The 16194-nt window shown below is 29.2% G+C and carries 15 protein-coding genes; all 15 read right to left on the bottom strand.

The window, feature by feature from the left end; genetic code table 11:
* Positions 1-17 precede the first annotated feature (17 nt).
* The 15 genes from I6E17_RS00445 to obgE all read right to left on the bottom strand — a co-directional run bounded on the left by I6E17_RS00445 (position 18) and on the right by obgE (position 16055).
* Positions 18-695 carry an NUDIX hydrolase gene (locus tag I6E17_RS00445; RefSeq protein ID WP_176828546.1) on the bottom strand — a complete coding sequence of 226 codons (678 nt, stop codon included), beginning with the start codon at positions 693-695 and terminating at the stop codon, positions 18-20.
* Between the two features lie 127 nt (positions 696-822).
* On the bottom strand, positions 823-3942 hold the full coding sequence (locus I6E17_RS00440; protein ID WP_235234892.1) for an autotransporter outer membrane beta-barrel domain-containing protein: 3120 nt from the start codon (positions 3940-3942) through the stop codon (positions 823-825).
* 365 nt (positions 3943-4307) lie between these two features.
* A complete protein-coding gene (locus I6E17_RS00435) occupies positions 4308-4871 on the bottom strand; it encodes a hypothetical protein (RefSeq protein WP_235234890.1) in 564 nt (187 codons plus the stop codon).
* 152 nt (positions 4872-5023) lie between these two features.
* Positions 5024-6301 carry an adenylosuccinate synthase gene (locus tag I6E17_RS00430; protein ID WP_235234889.1) on the bottom strand — a complete coding sequence of 426 codons (1278 nt, stop codon included), beginning with the start codon at positions 6299-6301 and terminating at the stop codon, positions 5024-5026.
* 51 nt (positions 6302-6352) lie between these two features.
* Positions 6353-7054, bottom strand: coding sequence for a tRNA (guanosine(46)-N7)-methyltransferase TrmB (gene trmB, locus I6E17_RS00425; RefSeq protein WP_176829094.1), 702 nt, complete (start codon positions 7052-7054; stop codon positions 6353-6355).
* 29 nt (positions 7055-7083) lie between these two features.
* On the bottom strand, positions 7084-8316 hold the full coding sequence (locus I6E17_RS00420) for a 3-deoxy-D-manno-octulosonic acid transferase (RefSeq protein WP_235234888.1): 1233 nt from the start codon (positions 8314-8316) through the stop codon (positions 7084-7086).
* A 1-nt stretch (position 8317) separates the two neighbouring features.
* On the bottom strand, positions 8318-8980 hold the full coding sequence (gene cmk, locus I6E17_RS00415; RefSeq protein ID WP_176829092.1) for a (d)CMP kinase: 663 nt from the start codon (positions 8978-8980) through the stop codon (positions 8318-8320).
* Positions 8981-8997: 17 nt separating this feature from the next.
* Positions 8998-9927, bottom strand: a complete 930-nt coding sequence (prmA, locus tag I6E17_RS00410) for a 50S ribosomal protein L11 methyltransferase (protein WP_235234887.1) — start codon at positions 9925-9927, stop codon at positions 8998-9000.
* A gap of 12 nt (positions 9928-9939) precedes the next feature.
* Positions 9940-10734, bottom strand: coding sequence for a TIGR00282 family metallophosphoesterase (locus tag I6E17_RS00405; RefSeq protein WP_176829090.1), 795 nt, complete (start codon positions 10732-10734; stop codon positions 9940-9942).
* A gap of 193 nt (positions 10735-10927) precedes the next feature.
* A complete protein-coding gene (rny, locus tag I6E17_RS00400) occupies positions 10928-12493 on the bottom strand; it encodes a ribonuclease Y (RefSeq protein WP_176829089.1) in 1566 nt (521 codons plus the stop codon).
* A gap of 17 nt (positions 12494-12510) precedes the next feature.
* Positions 12511-12864 carry an STAS domain-containing protein gene (locus I6E17_RS00395; protein ID WP_176829088.1) on the bottom strand — a complete coding sequence of 118 codons (354 nt, stop codon included), beginning with the start codon at positions 12862-12864 and terminating at the stop codon, positions 12511-12513.
* A 6-nt stretch (positions 12865-12870) separates the two neighbouring features.
* On the bottom strand, positions 12871-13266 hold the full coding sequence (locus I6E17_RS00390; protein WP_235234886.1) for an ATP-binding protein: 396 nt from the start codon (positions 13264-13266) through the stop codon (positions 12871-12873).
* A 4-nt stretch (positions 13267-13270) separates the two neighbouring features.
* On the bottom strand, positions 13271-13780 hold the full coding sequence (locus I6E17_RS00385; RefSeq protein WP_176829086.1) for a hypothetical protein: 510 nt from the start codon (positions 13778-13780) through the stop codon (positions 13271-13273).
* 65 nt (positions 13781-13845) lie between these two features.
* Complete coding sequence (miaA, locus tag I6E17_RS00380) at positions 13846-14754, bottom strand: tRNA (adenosine(37)-N6)-dimethylallyltransferase MiaA (RefSeq protein ID WP_235234885.1); 909 nt, start codon at positions 14752-14754, stop codon at positions 13846-13848.
* Positions 14755-14768: 14 nt separating this feature from the next.
* The gene (obgE, locus tag I6E17_RS00375; RefSeq protein WP_176829084.1) at positions 14769-16055 is read right to left on the bottom strand and encodes a GTPase ObgE; all 1287 of its coding nucleotides are present in this window, start codon (positions 16053-16055) and stop codon (positions 14769-14771) included.
* Positions 16056-16194 lie beyond the last annotated feature (139 nt).

Below are 16194 nucleotides of genomic sequence, written 5' to 3'. Positions count from 1 at the left end.
ACATTTTTGATTTTTTATTAATATTTTTCACATTTCACTCTGCTTCTAAGTTCTCTCGCTACACTATAAATAATCTCTCCTGTAATTCCCCAAATAACATCTCCTCCATAAAGATAAAATAATAGTCTTCTTGGACTTCCTCTCCATGGTTTTGTATATTTTTCTGGAAGTCCCCATTTTTTAGCAGGAAATTCTATTTTTTCTCCTTTTTTATCTATATAAAAAGGTTCATTTTCCACTGTAACATATTCAAATTCAGGGTTAGTTTCAAAAAAATAGTCTAAAGGAACTAGAATTATTCTTTCTACCTCATCTTCATTTACATTAAGTTCATCAAGAGAAAAATTTTTTACATATCCTATATATGCTTCTACAATAACTCCTGTAGGAAGAATAAGAGTTCCGTACTTTCTTGTATCTGTTATTCTCTCTCTAGAAAGTCCTATCTCTTCATAAGTTTCTCTTAAAGCTGTTTCTAAAAAATTAAGATCTTCTTTATCTCTTCTTCCTCCTGGAAATGAAACTTCTCCTCCCTGTCTTATCCCTTTTGCTCTTTTTTCAAAAAGAACATTAATTTTCCCTTCCGTTTCACAAAATAAAACCATTACAGCGGAGTTCATCATTGCTTCTCTTCCTATTATTTTGCTATGTCCTTTATTCTCAAAAAAATCTTTCATCATATCTTTTGTAAGCATAATTTCACCATCTTTTTTATAATTATTATATTAAATATTTTACCATTTATAGATTTTTTTTACTATCTTATCAAAAAATAAAAACGGAAGAAAACTCTCCCGTTTTTAAAACTATATTTATTTTTTATTAGAATCTGTATCCTACACCAACATTAACTCCATAAGCATCTGTATCATTGCTTCCGAATTCATAAGTAAATCCACCATTGTAGAAGAATCCATTTTCATTTGTTACTTCTGCTCCTAAGTTAAATTTAACTACATTTTCTGCTAGTTCTGCTCCTAATACATTAAATCCTTCACTTGCTGTTGTTCCATAGAATCTTCCTGTAAATTCATCATCTGTATCTCCCATTGTTCTTACATAAGATACTCCGAATTTTACATCTACTTTAGATTTTTCTAATTGAATTGATTTTACTGTATCTAAACCGAATTCTGCATCAAATGTTGTTATTTCTGCATCGCTTACTCCAAAGTAAGAATCTCTTGTATCATCTTGTTCTACATAAGTATATCCTAATCTTACTCTAGGTTGTAGTGATAATCCATCTCCTAAGTCTGCTGTATATCTTCCTTGTACATATCCACTTAATGCTTTAGAATCATATTTATCTGAACCATGAACATTAGCTATTGTGTTATCTGCTTCATATTCTCCAAATTGATATCCTAATCCTGCTGTGAAATCATAGTTTCCATAAACTTTATTTCCATATAATCCTAAGTAGAATAAGTCAGCATCTGCACTTCCACCATCTGTATCAACATCTTGTTTTACTCCAGAGAATGCTACTCCTGCTGTAGTTGTTTCATTTAATCCATAACCAAATGCTGCCATTAGTCCTGTTGATTCTATTTCAGAAGAATAATCTCCTACAGTTCCTTTTCTGTTATATTCATCTTTAGAGTAAAGTGCTTTACCTTCAGCTGTCCATTTTCCTACTTCAGATTTTCTAGCAAGAGAAAGAACTGCTTCTTCATTCATTTTAACAGTATCGTAAGCTGCTTTTACTGTTTCTGAATAGATGTTAGATGAATAGATTTTATCAAATTGAACTTTTCTATTTTCTAAATTATTATTGTCAAATAAATCATTTACTTCATATGCTTGTCCATTAATAGAGTCTAATATGCTATTACCAAAAATGTTAGATTTATAAACTATTTCTATTTTTTTATCTGTTAAGTCATCCCCTGCTTTTATTTCATAAATACCATTTCCTGTAATCTTACCTGTAAGATCTTTTGCAAATTCATTATTTTCTCCTAAGTTGATAACAGCTGTTTTTCCATTAATATTTTCTGTTCCTATTGTTATAGTTCCATTTCCAGTTACATTTAAAAATCCATTAGAATTATTAAAGAAATTTTGAGTATATTCTCCATCTTTATTTTTTTCAGCTCCAACTGCAAGATTTACATTTCCATTTATTGTCATATTTGCTTTATCAGTGTCTTTTTCATATTTAGAATCTGCTGATAATGATAAGTTTCCACTATCTACATTTATTGTTCCTACATTTTTAATTATTCCATTAAATGATGTATTTCCTAAAGTTTTTATAGTAGCAGACGAATCTACACCTGTTATACCTGCTCCATTAACATTTGCTCCATTTAAAATTAACTTTGAATTTTCTCTAAGAACGATTGCTTCTTTGTTCTTTTCTTCTAAATTTTCAAGTTTATTTACATTACTTCCTATTATTTCTAAAATGTCTCCCTGTGCAATATGAAGTTTTCCATTAGCATCAAGATTTAAATCTTTTACAGCAAGTTTAATTGTTTCTTGTTTATCTATTTTAGAATCATTTTTAAATTCTCCAATTTTTACATCTCCAATAATATTTAAAGATTTAATATTTGCTGCTTCTTTCCCTGCTGTTATTCCAGCTACAACTGAATCATTCTTATTAATATCAACATTTTTATTTCCCATAGTTACTGACTGACTATCTTTTCCAAGAGCATTAATATCATCAGTCGTTCCTTTTTCTAAACAAACTATATTATTTGTTTTATAATGTACATTATTTTTATCTGCAATGATACCTGTTATTTTTACTTCTCCTCTGAAAAGGTTGTTAATATCGTCTTGTGTTATGTCTTGCTGTGTTTTATCTGTTAATGTTATAGTTCCAGTAATTTCTGCTGTTCCATCTGTATTTTTTACAACTATACTATTACCAGAAACTTCTACTTTTCCTCCAATTTCAGCTTTTACACTTTCTCCTTTTATAGATATTGCTGTTCCATCTTTTATTTTAATAGTTCCATTATTAATAAAACTAATTTCTCCATTTGTGCTATCTAATCTTACTGCTCCTGTTTTATGATCTCCTTTTCCATCTACATTTAATATTCCATTTTCTCCATTTTTAATAGAAATTTTTTTATTTGATTTATTTGTAACTGTAATTGCTGAAGCAAAGTTATCACTTGAAGCTATAATTTCTCCATTATTTTCAATCATATTTTCTGTTGTACCTGAATAATCTTCATTTACATTTAAATGTATTCCTGTAGCCAAAGTCTTTCCTGAAGCATTTATTGTTCCATTATTTGTGATTTTAGTATCTTTCTCTCCTTTTGCATTAGCATAAATTCCTGTAGCTGGACCTTCCGGGGCACTTGCTTCAATAAGTGCACTTTTTTTATTTAAAACAGTTCCACCATTTTGAAAAGATATTGTCATTGCAACACCAGCTTTTTCCATAGAATTAGTACTTATAGTTCCACTATTTTCTATTTCCCCTCTTCCTGTTCCATTTGTCTGAATAGCAAATACTTTTCCTGTTCCACTTGTTGTTATTTTTGCATTTTCTCCATTTTTAACAGTTACATTTATGTTATTTTCTCCTTGAATACCTTGAACATCTGCTTTTCCTGTTATCATAATACTTCCATCATTTATAATTTCAACATCATTATATGCATGAATTCCTTTAGCATAATATTTCTTCCCTTGTACATTAATGCTGCCTTTATTTTCAACTTTAACTTTTGGGTTACCTCTGTTTATTTGAATTCCTTTAGCCTGTGTCTTTTCTTCTTTTACTACTACATTTATATGCTTTTCTTTTTCTACAGTATAATTATCATTTATCTCTACTTTGCTAGTTATTTCTTCTCCAAAAGCAGCTGTTCCCATTAATAAAAATCCTACAACAGTTGCTGTTGTAATTGTTACTCTCTTTTTTAACCAGTGTTTCAGCATTTTTTCTGTGCTAACTAAATTTTTCATAAATAAAAGTCCTCCTCAAAATATTTGAGTATATAAATAATTATAACATTCTGCACATTATACACTGTAATTTTCTAACTTTATTTTATTATAATTAATATATATACCTTTTAAGTATTATTCTCTAAAATCTCTTTTTAAGTATAACTTTTTTTATGTAAAAATCAATATTTTCTTCAATTTTTTACAGTTTTTTTACAAGTTTCTAAAAAATATTTTTTATTAATTTTATACACTATTTTTAATCAAAATATATAATTATCAAACTAATAATTCAAAAAATATTATTTAATTTTATTTTTCCTTAAAATAAAAAAATATCCGTATATATAAAAATACATACAGATACTTTTTCATTTTTTTTATTATTTTGTTTTTTTAGATGTTTCTTTTTTTATCTCTTTTTTATCTTCTACAGCTTTTACTTTCTCTACAGGCTTTTCTATTTCAGGAAAATATTTTTTTAATTCAGAATTTAAATCATATTTTTCCACAAGAGAATTCATATATTTTACTTTCTCTTCCTCTCTTCTCTGTAAAAGCATTTGTTCTTTAAGCTGTGGTAAAATTGTAACTATATCAGCTTCTTTAAGTTTATCTATATTATTTTGATATACCTGAAGAACTTCCATATCATCTACATTAGTTGTTTCCATAGCTTTTTTATTTAAGAAATATTCTATTTCAACATTTTTCTTTAATTCTTCAAGCTCTTTTTTCTCATCTTCAGTATATTTTACTCCATTCATTTCTTTTAAAACAGCTTTTTTTACAAGAATCTGAGCTCCTATATTTGAATTATTTCCTGCATCTTTTATTTCTTGTTCTGTAAGTTTTATTGCAGCAACTTTTGAGGCTTTGCTTTCTTCGTTCCCACACCCTCCAAGTAATAATGCAAAAGTTGATAATATAATTAATTGTTTTTTCATAATTAATATGCCTCCTATCAATTTTAATCCCATAACCATTTAAAGTTCTAACATATTTTAATCTTTTATCTTCTTTTTGTCTATATTCTTTTTTCTTTAATATAAAAGTAAAGGGACTTTTGCATATGCATAAGCCCCTTTTAAATTTTTTATTAAATTTCTTTTATATGTATATTTTGACTTCTGTCTGGACCAACAGATACAACTGAAATTTGACAACCAACAATTTCTTCTATTCTCTTTAGATATTTTTTACAGTTTTCTGGAAGGTCTTCATAATTTTTAACCTGTGTAATATCTTCGTCCCAACCAGGAAGTTCTTCGTAAACAGGTTTAGCTTTTGCAAGCATTTCAGTATCAGCAGGCATTGATTCATAAATTGTTCCATCAATGTCATAAGCAGTACATATTTTTAAAGTTCCAAGTCCACTTAAAACATCTATTTTAGTTATAACTATATCAGTTAATCCATTTATCATTGTTGCATATCTTCCAACTACAAGATCAAGCCATCCACATCTTCTAGGTCTTCCTGTTACAGCACCAAACTCTCCTCCGATTTGTCTTACTTTTTCTCCAAATTCTCCAAGAAGTTCTGTAACAAAAGGTCCTTCTCCTACTCTTGTAGTATAAGCTTTCATAACACCTATTCCTTTATCTATTTTTCTTGGTGATACTCCTGCTCCTGTTGTAACTCCTCCTGTTGTTGGAGAAGAAGAAGTAACATATGGATATGTTCCGTAGTTAATGTCAAGCATCATTGCCTGAGCTCCTTCAAAAAGAACAAGCTTATTTTCATCAAGAGCTTTATTTACTATTGGAATTGTATCAACTATTCTATGTCTTATTTTATTTGCATATTCTGTATAATCTGCAAGTATTTTTTCATAACTTAAAGGCTCTGCACCATAAATCTTAGTTATTATTTCATTTTTTTCTTCTAAGTTATGTTTTAATTTTGCTGCAAATTTTTCCATATCAAGAAGATCTACCATTCTTATTCCATCTCTTGAAATCTTATCTGAATAACATGGTCCTATTCCTCTTTTAGTTGTTCCTATTTTTTTATCTCCTGCACTTGCTTCTTTTAATTCATCAAGCTTTACATGATAAGGCATTATAAGATGAGCTCTGTCACTGATTATAACATGGTCTGTTTTTGCTCCTCTTATTTCAAGTGAAGCAAGTTCATCCAATAATACTTTTGGATCTACAACAACACCAGGTCCTATTATACAGCATCCCCCATGAAGAACACCAGATGGAAGAAGTTTTAATATAAACTTTTCTCCATTTACTACAACTGTGTGCCCTGCATTATTTCCTCCCTGAAATCTTACCACATAATCTGCTCTGTCAGCCAGCACATCTATTATTTTACCTTTCCCTTCGTCTCCCCATTGTGTTCCTACAACTACATATCCTGCCATATTTATATCCTCCTAAAAAAATTTAATTTCTATGGAATAATATAGAAAAAGTTATTTTATTTTTTCAATTTCTATATAATTAATATTTTTTTGGAATTTATTAAGAAACAACTGCTCAAACTCTGTCAATACATTATCTTCAGCTTTCTCACTGTTATGCAGATCAGGAGTATGATACACCAGCTTGTAATTTTCTAAATTTCCGCTTAATTGTATCACATCTTCATAGTACTTGTCATGGTCTGTTTTAAAAAATAATTTACCACCTACTCTTAAAACCTTATCTAAACTTGAGAAAAGACTTTCTTGAATAATTCTGTTTTTTTCATTTCCCTCCCAAGGGTCTGGAAAATTGATATATAATCCTGAAATCTCACACTCTCCAAGAAATTCTGGAAGTTCTTCTCCAAATCTTCTTATAAATAAAACATTTGAAAGATTTAATTTCTTAGATTTTCTTGCTGATGAATGAAGTCTTTTAAATCTAAGTTCAAGAGCTATATGATTTCTATCCTTATATTTTTCACACATTCCAAGAGCAAAATTTCCACTTCCTGAACCTATTTCTACATATATAGGATTATCATTTTTAAAATATTCTTTCCATCTTCCCTTATAAGAATCCATTATTTCTTTATCATACATTATATATTCAGGAAATTCTTTAAGTCTTTCCATATAAGGATTGTATGCTTTTTTAGGATGTTTAAAAAAGTGTTTCCAGAAATCATCATTTTCATCTAATTTTATCATTAAGTTTAATTCCTCCGTCTATATTAAAATTATTTAATTAATCTGTCTATTTCATCTGCTATTCTTTGAACAGCATTTTTATTTGCTGTAAAAAATTTTTCTATTTCCTCATTTTTTATATGCCCGTTATCTATTTCTCCAATAGAAACAGCTATATCTTCACTATTATCAGCTTTAAATCCTATTCCTCTTTTTAAGATTTCTTCAGCTATATCTTTTACATTTTGAAGATATTTTCCAAAAATAGGAGTTTTTCTATAAAACAAAGGCTCTAAAAGACTATGCCCTCCTATATTTACAAGAGTTCCTCCTACAAAAGCTGCATTGCTTATTGAATAAAATTTTCTAAGAACTCCCATTTTATCAACTAAAACTATATCTGCCTTTTTCCCTTTTCCTTCAAGATATTCACTGTATTTTACATAAGAAAAATTTTTCTTTCTTATAATTTCTTCTATTTTTTCCATTCTTTCAAGATGTCTTGGAACTATAACAAGCATATAATCTCTAAGATGTGAAAAAGCATCTATTATAATTTCATCTTCACCTGTTCTTGTACTTCCTGCAACAAAAATTTTTCTTCCATCAGAAAAAATAGTTTCCTTAAGTTCATTTTTTTCTTCCTCAGAATAATTTTGAAGTTCTATATCAAATTTCAAATTTCCAGCTGCTGTTATTTTTTCAGAATCAGCACCTATGGCTGCTATTCTTCCACAGTCAATTTCTGTCTGCATATAAAATCCATCAATCTTTTCAAGAGTTTTCTTTAAAATTCTTCTGAATTTCATATATTTTCCAAAACTTTTATCTGAAATTCTTCCATTTACAAGAATTACTTTTCCTTTTTTATGAGCAAGTTTTATTAAATTAGGCCATATTTCTGTTTCTATTAAAATAAGAAGTTTTAAATCTATTCTTCTTAAGATTTTTCTAATTTCTGCGTTACAATCTAAAGGAAAATATATTCTTTTTATTCTCTCTTCCTTTGAATATTTATTCTGTGCTGTTTCATATCCTGTATCTGTAAAAGTACTGATTAAAATATTTTCATTTCTTTCAGCAAGAAGCTTTTTTATAAGAGCATCTGAAAGATTAATCTCTCCCACTGACGAGCAATGAAGCCAAATATAAGGTTTGTCTGATTTTAAAAATTCAAAATCTTGATTAAGCCTTTTTTCTATAAATTTTCTTTTTTTAGAACTAAAAATCATCACTATTTTCAATGGAATCCATATCAGAACTCTAAGTAAGTTATAAATCATATTATTCACCTATTTTTTCTTTTACAAGTCTGCTTATTTCTTCAGATACTTCATCTATTGTCATAAAACTTGTATCAATCTCTACTGCATCATAAGCTTTTTTTAGAGGCCCTTCTTCTCTTGTTGAATCAATCATATCTCTTTCTTTTATGTTTGCAAGAACAGCTTCAAAGTCTTCTTTCATTCCTTTTTCTTCATATTCTTTCATTCTTCTTTTAGCTCTTTCTTCAGGAGAAGCTACAAGAAATATTTTTAAAGCAGCATTAGGAAATACAACTGTTCCTATATCTCTTCCATCAAGAACAACATTTTTTCCGTTGCTTATTTCTCTTTGAAGTTCTACTAATTTTTCTCTCACTCTTTTTATTCTTGCAACAAAAGAAACAAGTCCGCTCACTCTTGGTGTTCTTATATCTTTAGAAACATCTTTTCCATTTAGTATAAACTTATCTTTTTCTATATCCATTTTTATTTTATCAAGATTAAGCTTTACTTCCATATCATTATCAAGATCAACATTATTTTCAAAGAAATAAAGAGCTACCATTCTGTACATTGCTCCTGTATCAAGATATGTAAGATTATGTCTTTCTGCAAGAATTTTTGCTATTGTACTTTTTCCACTTCCTGCAGGTCCATCTATTGCCATTATAAAGTTTCTCATAATTTATTCCCCCTTTATTATGCTTTCATAAGTATTGCTCTCCACTCTTTATCTGCTTTTATTTCAAGAATTTCAAGTCCAACATTTTCTATTTCTTTTTTCATCTCTTCAAGTTTATCTTCTATAATACCTGAAAATATAACAAGCCCATCTTTTTTTACAACTCTTGAAATATCTTTAAGCAGAATAAGAAGAACATCTGCTAGAATATTTGCAACTACAACATCAAATTTTTCATCTTTAACTACTGTTACAAGATCTCCTGCATAAGCCTTTGCTTTTTCCATATCAACTTTATTTAAAAGAAGATTTTCTTCTGCAACTTCAACAGCCATTGGATCTATATCTGTTCCTATAATTTTTCCTGCACCAAGTTTCTCTGCAGCAACCATAAGAATTCCTGAACCTGTTCCAACATCTATAACTGTATTTCCCTCTTTTATATTTTCTTCCATAAGTTTTATACAAAGAGATGTTGTTGGGTGAGTTCCTGTTCCAAATGCTCTTCCTGGATCTATTTCTATTACAAGTTCATCTTCAAGAGGTTCATATTCTCTCCATGTAGGTTTTACTACAAATCTTTCACTTATTTTCTGAGTATAGAAATATTTTTTCCAGCTGTTTTGATAATCTTCTTCCTCATAATCATAAAAATCTATTGTATAAACAAGGTCTTCTCTCTCTGAAAAAGTTTCTTCAAATCTTTTTAATATCGCTTGTTTTCTTCTTTCAGCATATATATTCATAGGAAAATATGCTGAAACTGCATGATCTACCATAAGAAAATCTTTTTCATTTTTATAATAATCAAGAGAATTTTTATGAGTCATAGGCTCTTCTATTTTTAAACCTGTAGCTCCAAAATCATAAAAAATATCTCCTATTTCCTTTTTTGCTTTTTCTATATCATCACTTTCAAAAATTACTTTTATCTCCATTACTTTCATAAAAGCCACCTCTTATAATATTTCTATCTGTTTAAGAGACAGGTTGATTCTTTCTATACTTTCGCATTCACCTGTTTCTTCGTCTATAACAACTGAAAGTCCATTGAATCTTTCATTTCCCTCAGCCACTTCAAATCTTTGAGGAAGTGCTGTAATAAATTTTGGAATAACTACTTCAGCAGACATTCCTATAATACCACTGTCTGATCCTGTCATTCCCACATCTGAAATATATCCTGTTCCTTCAAGAAAAATTTTCTCATCTGCTGTCTGCACATGAGTATGAGTTCCATATAACAGAGAAATTTTCCCATCAAGATATTTTCCAAGAGCAATTTTTTCTGATGTAGCTTCTGCATGAAAATCAACTATTATTATTTTACATTGCTTTCTTATTTCATCAATAACTTCAGATATTCTTTCAAAAGGACAGTCAATAGGAGGCATAAATACTCTTCCTTGAGCTGAAATAACCCCAACTTTTACTCCTCTTTTACTTTCAACTATTGTATATCCTTTACCTGGAGTTGTTCCTTTTGGATAATTAATAGGTCTTAAGATTCTATCTGAACCTTCTAGATATGTGTATATTTCTTTCTTGTCCCAAATATGATTTCCACTTGTTATGACATCTATTTTTTTATCAAAAAACTCATCTGCTATTTTAGTTGTAATACCAAATCCTCCCGCAGCATTTTCTCCATTTACAACTATAAAATCGTACTTATCTCTCATTTTCTCAAGATATGCATATAAAGTTTTTCTTCCTGGATTTCCAACCACATCTCCAACTACTAATACTTTCATAATATTCTCTCTTTCTGTTTTACTTTTATTATTCTTAATTTAAAAATTTATACTTTTATTTAAAACCTTAATAATTATATCATTTTTTCCATTAAAATAAAAGTTACATAACTAAATCTCAAAATAATTTTTCTATAAAAGAAAACGGTATGGAAAATCCACACCGTTTGTATCTGCCTTGACAGTTTATTTTCTATTTTGCATATTCTGTAGCTCTTGTTTCTCTTAAGATTGTAACTTTTATTTGTCCAGGATACTGCATAGTTTCCTCTATTTTTTTAGCTACATCTCTTGCCATTACAGCTGCTTCATCATCACTTACAACATCAGGATTAATTATGATTCTTATTTCTCTTCCTGCTTGAATTGCATAAGAAGATTCAACTCCTTTAAATGATTTAGCAATTTCTTCAAGAGAAGCAAGTCTCTTTAAGTAAGATGATAATGTTTCCATTCTTGCTCCAGGTCTTGATGCTGATACAGCATCTGCTGCTTGTACAAGAACTGATTCTACAGTAGAATATTCTACTTCATTATGGTGAGCCATTACAGCATTTATTACATCTTCATGTTCTCCAAATTTCTTTAAGAACTCTCCTCCTATAAGAGCATGTGAAGACTCTATTTCGTGATCTAAGACCTTACCTATATCGTGTAAAAGTCCTCCTCTTTTAGCAAGCTGAGCATCTGCTCCAAGTTCTGCTGCAAGATTAGCTGCAAGCCTTGCAACTTCTATTGAGTGAACAAGTACATTTTGACCGTAGCTTGTTCTGTATTTTAATCTTCCAAGTGTTTTTACTATTTCTGGATGCATTCCTTGAATTCCAACTTCTATTAAAGCTTGTTCTCCTGCTTCAAGGATATCTTTTTCTATTTCTTTTCTTGATTTATTTACAAGTTCTTCAATTTTTCCAGGATGAATTCTTCCATCTGAAATAAGTTTTTCAATGGCTCTTCTTGCCACTTCTCTTTTTACTCCGTCATAACTTGATAAAACTACTGCTTCAGGAGTATCATCAATTATGATATCTACACCAGTAAGAGATTCTATAGTTCTTATATTTCTTCCTTCTCTACCAATTATTCTTCCTTTCATCTCATCATTAGGAAGATTTACAACTGTTACTGTTGAGTCTACAACATATTCAGAAGCAGCTTTTCCTATTACTGTTGAAAGGATTCTTTTTGAAATATCTTCTTTTGTTTCTTTTAGTTTTGCCTCAAACTCTCTTATTGCAACTGCTGTTTCATGTGTAAGACTATCTCTTAATTTAGAAATCAGCATTTCTTTTGCTTCAGACTTAGATAATTCTGATATTCTTTCAAGTTCAACTTCTTGTTTTTCTATAAGAACTTGAACTTCTTCTGTTTTCTTTTCAAGTTCTTCTCTTGATTTTTCAAGTTCTATTGTTTTAGCTTCTATTTTTTCAAGTTTATTATCAACACTTTCTTCTTTTCTAGTAAGTCTTAATTCTTTTTGTAAAACTTCATTTTTAGCTATTTTTATTTCTTTTTCTGCTTCTTCTTTCATTTGATAAACTGTTTCTTTAGCTTTAAGTTCTATATCTTTTTTAAGAATTATTGCTTCTGATTCAGCATTTTTTATTATTTCTTTCGCTTTTATTTTAGCTTTTAATTTTTCATCTTCTGTATCTCTAAGTTCTTGTATTTTTTTATCTATAACAGACTTCTTGTACAGCATTGCAAATACTATACAGAATCCGATTACTGCAAATCCTATTCCTATCATATAATTCATACCATATCCATCCTTATTTAAATTTTATTATAGCTTTCTACTGCTTCTTCTTCACTCTCATATATTTCAAATATTTCATCAAGACCTATCATTTCAAATATTCCTTTAATGTGGTCATTTAATTTCACAAGTTTAATATCTCCACCCATATCTTTAACTAGTTTTAGTTTTCCTCTTAAAATTCCCATAGCTAAACTGTTAATATGTACAAGATTTTCAAAATCTATAACAAAATATTTTGTTCCATTTTCCATTTCTTTTGTGATTTTATCTTTAAGTCTTGGAGCAACAAGTGCATCTAGTTCCCCTTCAACTTTCATTATTACAACATCACCATTTCTTGTTTCTATTATATCAAAATTTGTATCCATAATGTTTTAACAAACCTCCTTTATTTTTTTCTCCACCTTAAATTTTGTTCCGTTTACTTTTTTCTCAATTTTGAAGCTATCTGACATACTTCGTGCAATACGAAGTCCCATTCCTCCTTCTTCTTTACTCATTTTACTTTCATCAAATCCAACACCGTTATCTTCAACCACAAGTTTTATAACACTTCCCTCTTTTTCTATAGTTATTATAAGCTCTCCTGGCTGGTACTGATAACCATGCTCTACAACATTAGTTGCCAGTTCATCTGTAATGGTCAGAATCTCCATTATATTTCGTTCTTCTACTTTATGAAGAGTTAAATAAGTTCTGATTAATGTTCTGATAACAGAAAGATTTTCTAAAGCTGAAGAAAGGAGAATTTTTATCTCATTCTTATTCAAAATATCACCTTCCATCTTTAATTTCTATTATACTCCATTTTTTATTACTCAACTTATAAGTAAACTGAAAATACTGAACCTGATCTCTGAATATCACAGCAACTGTATTAACAGCTGTGTTTTTATGAAATTTTGGTTTTGAAGTCATTATTCTCATCTTTGAAAAATCTATTTTTACAAGTTCTGAGATAATTTTTCTATTTACAAAACTATCATTAAAATACATTTCAATATTTTCAAAATTATTGCTTTTTAATTGAGATTTAAGATTTTTAATTAGATTTTCCAAATCTGATTTTTCTTTTATTCTCTCCTGCAATAAAATTTTATATTTTTCTGCAATTTTGTTTTCATCAGAGTTTACATTGCTGTTAAGCATAAGATTAAGTTTCTCTAATTCCCAGTTGTTTAAAAGTATTTCATATTTTTTTTCTGTATTTATTTCAGATTTTTTTATATTGGAACATGAAATAAATAACATCAGAGTCAGCAGAATTATTATTTTATTTTTCATAAATTCTCCTACAAACCTTTGATTTATGATACCATAAGAAATCTATTTTATCAAGTTAATTCTTGTTAAACACCTATTGAATAATGCTCTATTATAGATTTTAATATATCATTTTCCGATTGATTTTCCAAATCAAACCACAAATATCCATCATCATTATTAAACCATGTCATTTGTCTTTTGGCATATCTTCTAGAATCTCTTTTTATAAATTCCACAGCCCTTTCAAGAGTTATTTTTCCTTCTATATAATCTATCAGCTGGGTATATCCTATGATATTAATTTTTCTTAGAGTTTCAGAGCCATATTTTTTATAAAGATTTTCCACTTCATAAAGAAGTCCATCTTCCATCATTATATCAACTCTTTTATCTATTCTTTGATAAAGAATTTCTCTATCTCTTGTAAGACAAACTTTTAAAAAATCATAGTTATTATTTTTTATATTCTGCTTTGAAAGAGCTGAAAATTTTTCTCCAGTCATAAGGCATACTTCCACAGCCCTTTCAACTCTTTTTTTATTATTCATATGAATTGTTTCTGCTGCTTCAATATCTAATTCTTTAAGTTTTTCATAAAGTTCTTCTGCTGAAAGATTCATAAGTTTTTCACGAAGCTCAGGATTGCTTTCAGGAAGAGCAGAAAGTCCATTTACAACAGAATTGATATAAAGTCCTGTCCCTCCTGTAAGAATAACTGCTTTTCCCTCTTTTTCCTTTTCAGCTAATATTTTATCAACTGCTCTTTGGTATTCTCCAACACTATATTTTTCAATAGGAGGGACTACATCAAGCATGTAATGTTTTATTCCCTTCATCTCTTCTTCTCTTATTTTTGCAGTTCCAATGTTCATTTCTCTATAGACTTGAGCTGAATCACAAGAAATTATATCTGCATTTAAAAGTTTGGCAAGCTTAAGGGACAGGTCTGTTTTTCCTACTCCTGTAGGTCCTGCTAAAACTATTCCTTTCATAAAACACTCCTATCCTATTCAACGAAATCAAATTCAACATCAACTATTCTTATTGTATCTCCGTCTTCAACTCCTGCATTTCTAAGAGCTTGTTCCATTCCAAGATTTTTAAGCATATGAACAAATGTTATTACTGATTCTTCATCATAAGTTATTACATATTTTGAAAGTATTCCATCTATCATAGCACCTTCAACATTGTATACACCATCTTCATCTTGAGTAATAACAAAATCTGGTTTATCACTCTTTTGAGATTTAATAACATCAAGAACATCTTCTTCCTCTTCAAGAGGCTGTCTTTCAATACTTTCAAGAATCTGCCATGTGTCATTTATAACTTCTTTTATTCCATCCTGAAGAATTACTGATATAGGATATACTTTAGCACCTTTTTCTTCTACATATGCTTTAAATTCTTCATATTTTTCCATATCCCATAATAAGTCCATTTTATTGGCAAGAACTATTTGTTTTTTCTCAGCAAGTTTTGAACTGAATTTTCTTAACTCTTCATTAATTTTATTATAATCATCAATAGGATCTCTTCCTTCTACTCCAGACACATCTACAATATGATATATCATCTTACATCTTTCTATATGTCTTAAGAATTTATCTCCAAGCCCTACACCTTCACTAGCTCCTTCAATTAAACCAGGAATATCTGCTATGACAAATGATTTTCCTTCTGCTACTCTTATTACACCAAGTTTTGGTTCAAGAGTTGTAAAATGATATGCTCCTACTTTTGATTTTGCTGCAGAAACAATATTTATAAAGCTTGATTTTCCTACTGATGGATATCCAACAAGAGCTACATCTGCAAGAAGTTTAAGTTCAAGTTTTACTCTTACTTCTGCTCCCTCTCTTCCTTTTCCTGCCATTTTAGGAGCTTTTCTTACAGAGTTTTTGAAACGCTCATTTCCAGCTCCTCCTTTTCCTCCTCTTAAAAATACTCTTTCTACATTAGGAACATTTATATCAAGAAGAAGTTTTCCACTTTCAGCATCTCTTACCTGTGTTCCTACAGGAACTTTTATTACAAGATTTTCTCCTGTTTTACCAAAGCATCTCTTTTTTGCTCCATTTTCTCCATTTTGTGCTGCAAATTTCTTTTTAAATTTAAAGTCAACAAGAGTATTTATATTAGGATCTCCCACAAATATAACATCTCCTCCGTTTCCTCCATCACCACCGTCCGGACCTCCGAACTGAATATATTTTTCTCTTCTGAAAGTGGCTGCTCCATCGCCTCCATTTCCTGCTTTTACAGTGATTACTACCTCATCTATAAACATTATACTCTCCTTATTTTTATAATTTTTATTTTTTTATATATAAATAGGCAGAAGTGCCTCATAATATTATATCATTTTTTAATATTTATAGATATATTTTTTTAATTAAAAAAGGACAGCTTTTACACTGTCCTTAAAA

This window comes from Fusobacterium perfoetens, from assembly GCF_021531595.1.
Lineage (GTDB): Bacteria > Fusobacteriota > Fusobacteriia > Fusobacteriales > Fusobacteriaceae > Fusobacterium_B.
The sequence above is the reverse complement of the archived record's forward strand: the minus strand, read 5'-3'. Positions and strand labels throughout refer to the sequence as shown.

Coding starts and splice junctions, on each gene's coding strand:
- I6E17_RS00445 (WP_176828546.1), bottom strand. CDS start 695: ATGCTTACAAAAGATATGATGAAAGATTTTTTTGAGAATAAAGGACAT.
- I6E17_RS00440 (WP_235234892.1), bottom strand. CDS start 3,942: ATGAAAAATTTAGTTAGCACAGAAAAAATGCTGAAACACTGGTTAAAA.
- I6E17_RS00435 (WP_235234890.1), bottom strand. CDS start 4,871: ATGAAAAAACAATTAATTATATTATCAACTTTTGCATTATTACTTGGA.
- I6E17_RS00430 (WP_235234889.1), bottom strand. CDS start 6,301: ATGGCAGGATATGTAGTTGTAGGAACACAATGGGGAGACGAAGGGAAA.
- trmB (WP_176829094.1), bottom strand. CDS start 7,054: ATGATAAAATTAGATGAAAATGATGATTTCTGGAAACACTTTTTTAAA.
- I6E17_RS00420 (WP_235234888.1), bottom strand. CDS start 8,316: ATGATTTATAACTTACTTAGAGTTCTGATATGGATTCCATTGAAAATA.
- cmk (WP_176829092.1), bottom strand. CDS start 8,980: ATGAGAAACTTTATAATGGCAATAGATGGACCTGCAGGAAGTGGAAAA.
- prmA (WP_235234887.1), bottom strand. CDS start 9,927: ATGAAAGTAATGGAGATAAAAGTAATTTTTGAAAGTGATGATATAGAA.
- I6E17_RS00405 (WP_176829090.1), bottom strand. CDS start 10,734: ATGAAAGTATTAGTAGTTGGAGATGTGGTTGGAAATCCAGGAAGAAAA.
- rny (WP_176829089.1), bottom strand. CDS start 12,493: ATGAATTATATGATAGGAATAGGATTTGCAGTAATCGGATTCTGTATA.
- I6E17_RS00395 (WP_176829088.1), bottom strand. CDS start 12,864: ATGGATACAAATTTTGATATAATAGAAACAAGAAATGGTGATGTTGTA.
- I6E17_RS00385 (WP_176829086.1), bottom strand. CDS start 13,780: ATGAAAAATAAAATAATAATTCTGCTGACTCTGATGTTATTTATTTCA.
- miaA (WP_235234885.1), bottom strand. CDS start 14,754: ATGAAAGGAATAGTTTTAGCAGGACCTACAGGAGTAGGAAAAACAGAC.
- obgE (WP_176829084.1), bottom strand. CDS start 16,055: ATGTTTATAGATGAGGTAGTAATCACTGTAAAAGCAGGAAATGGAGGC.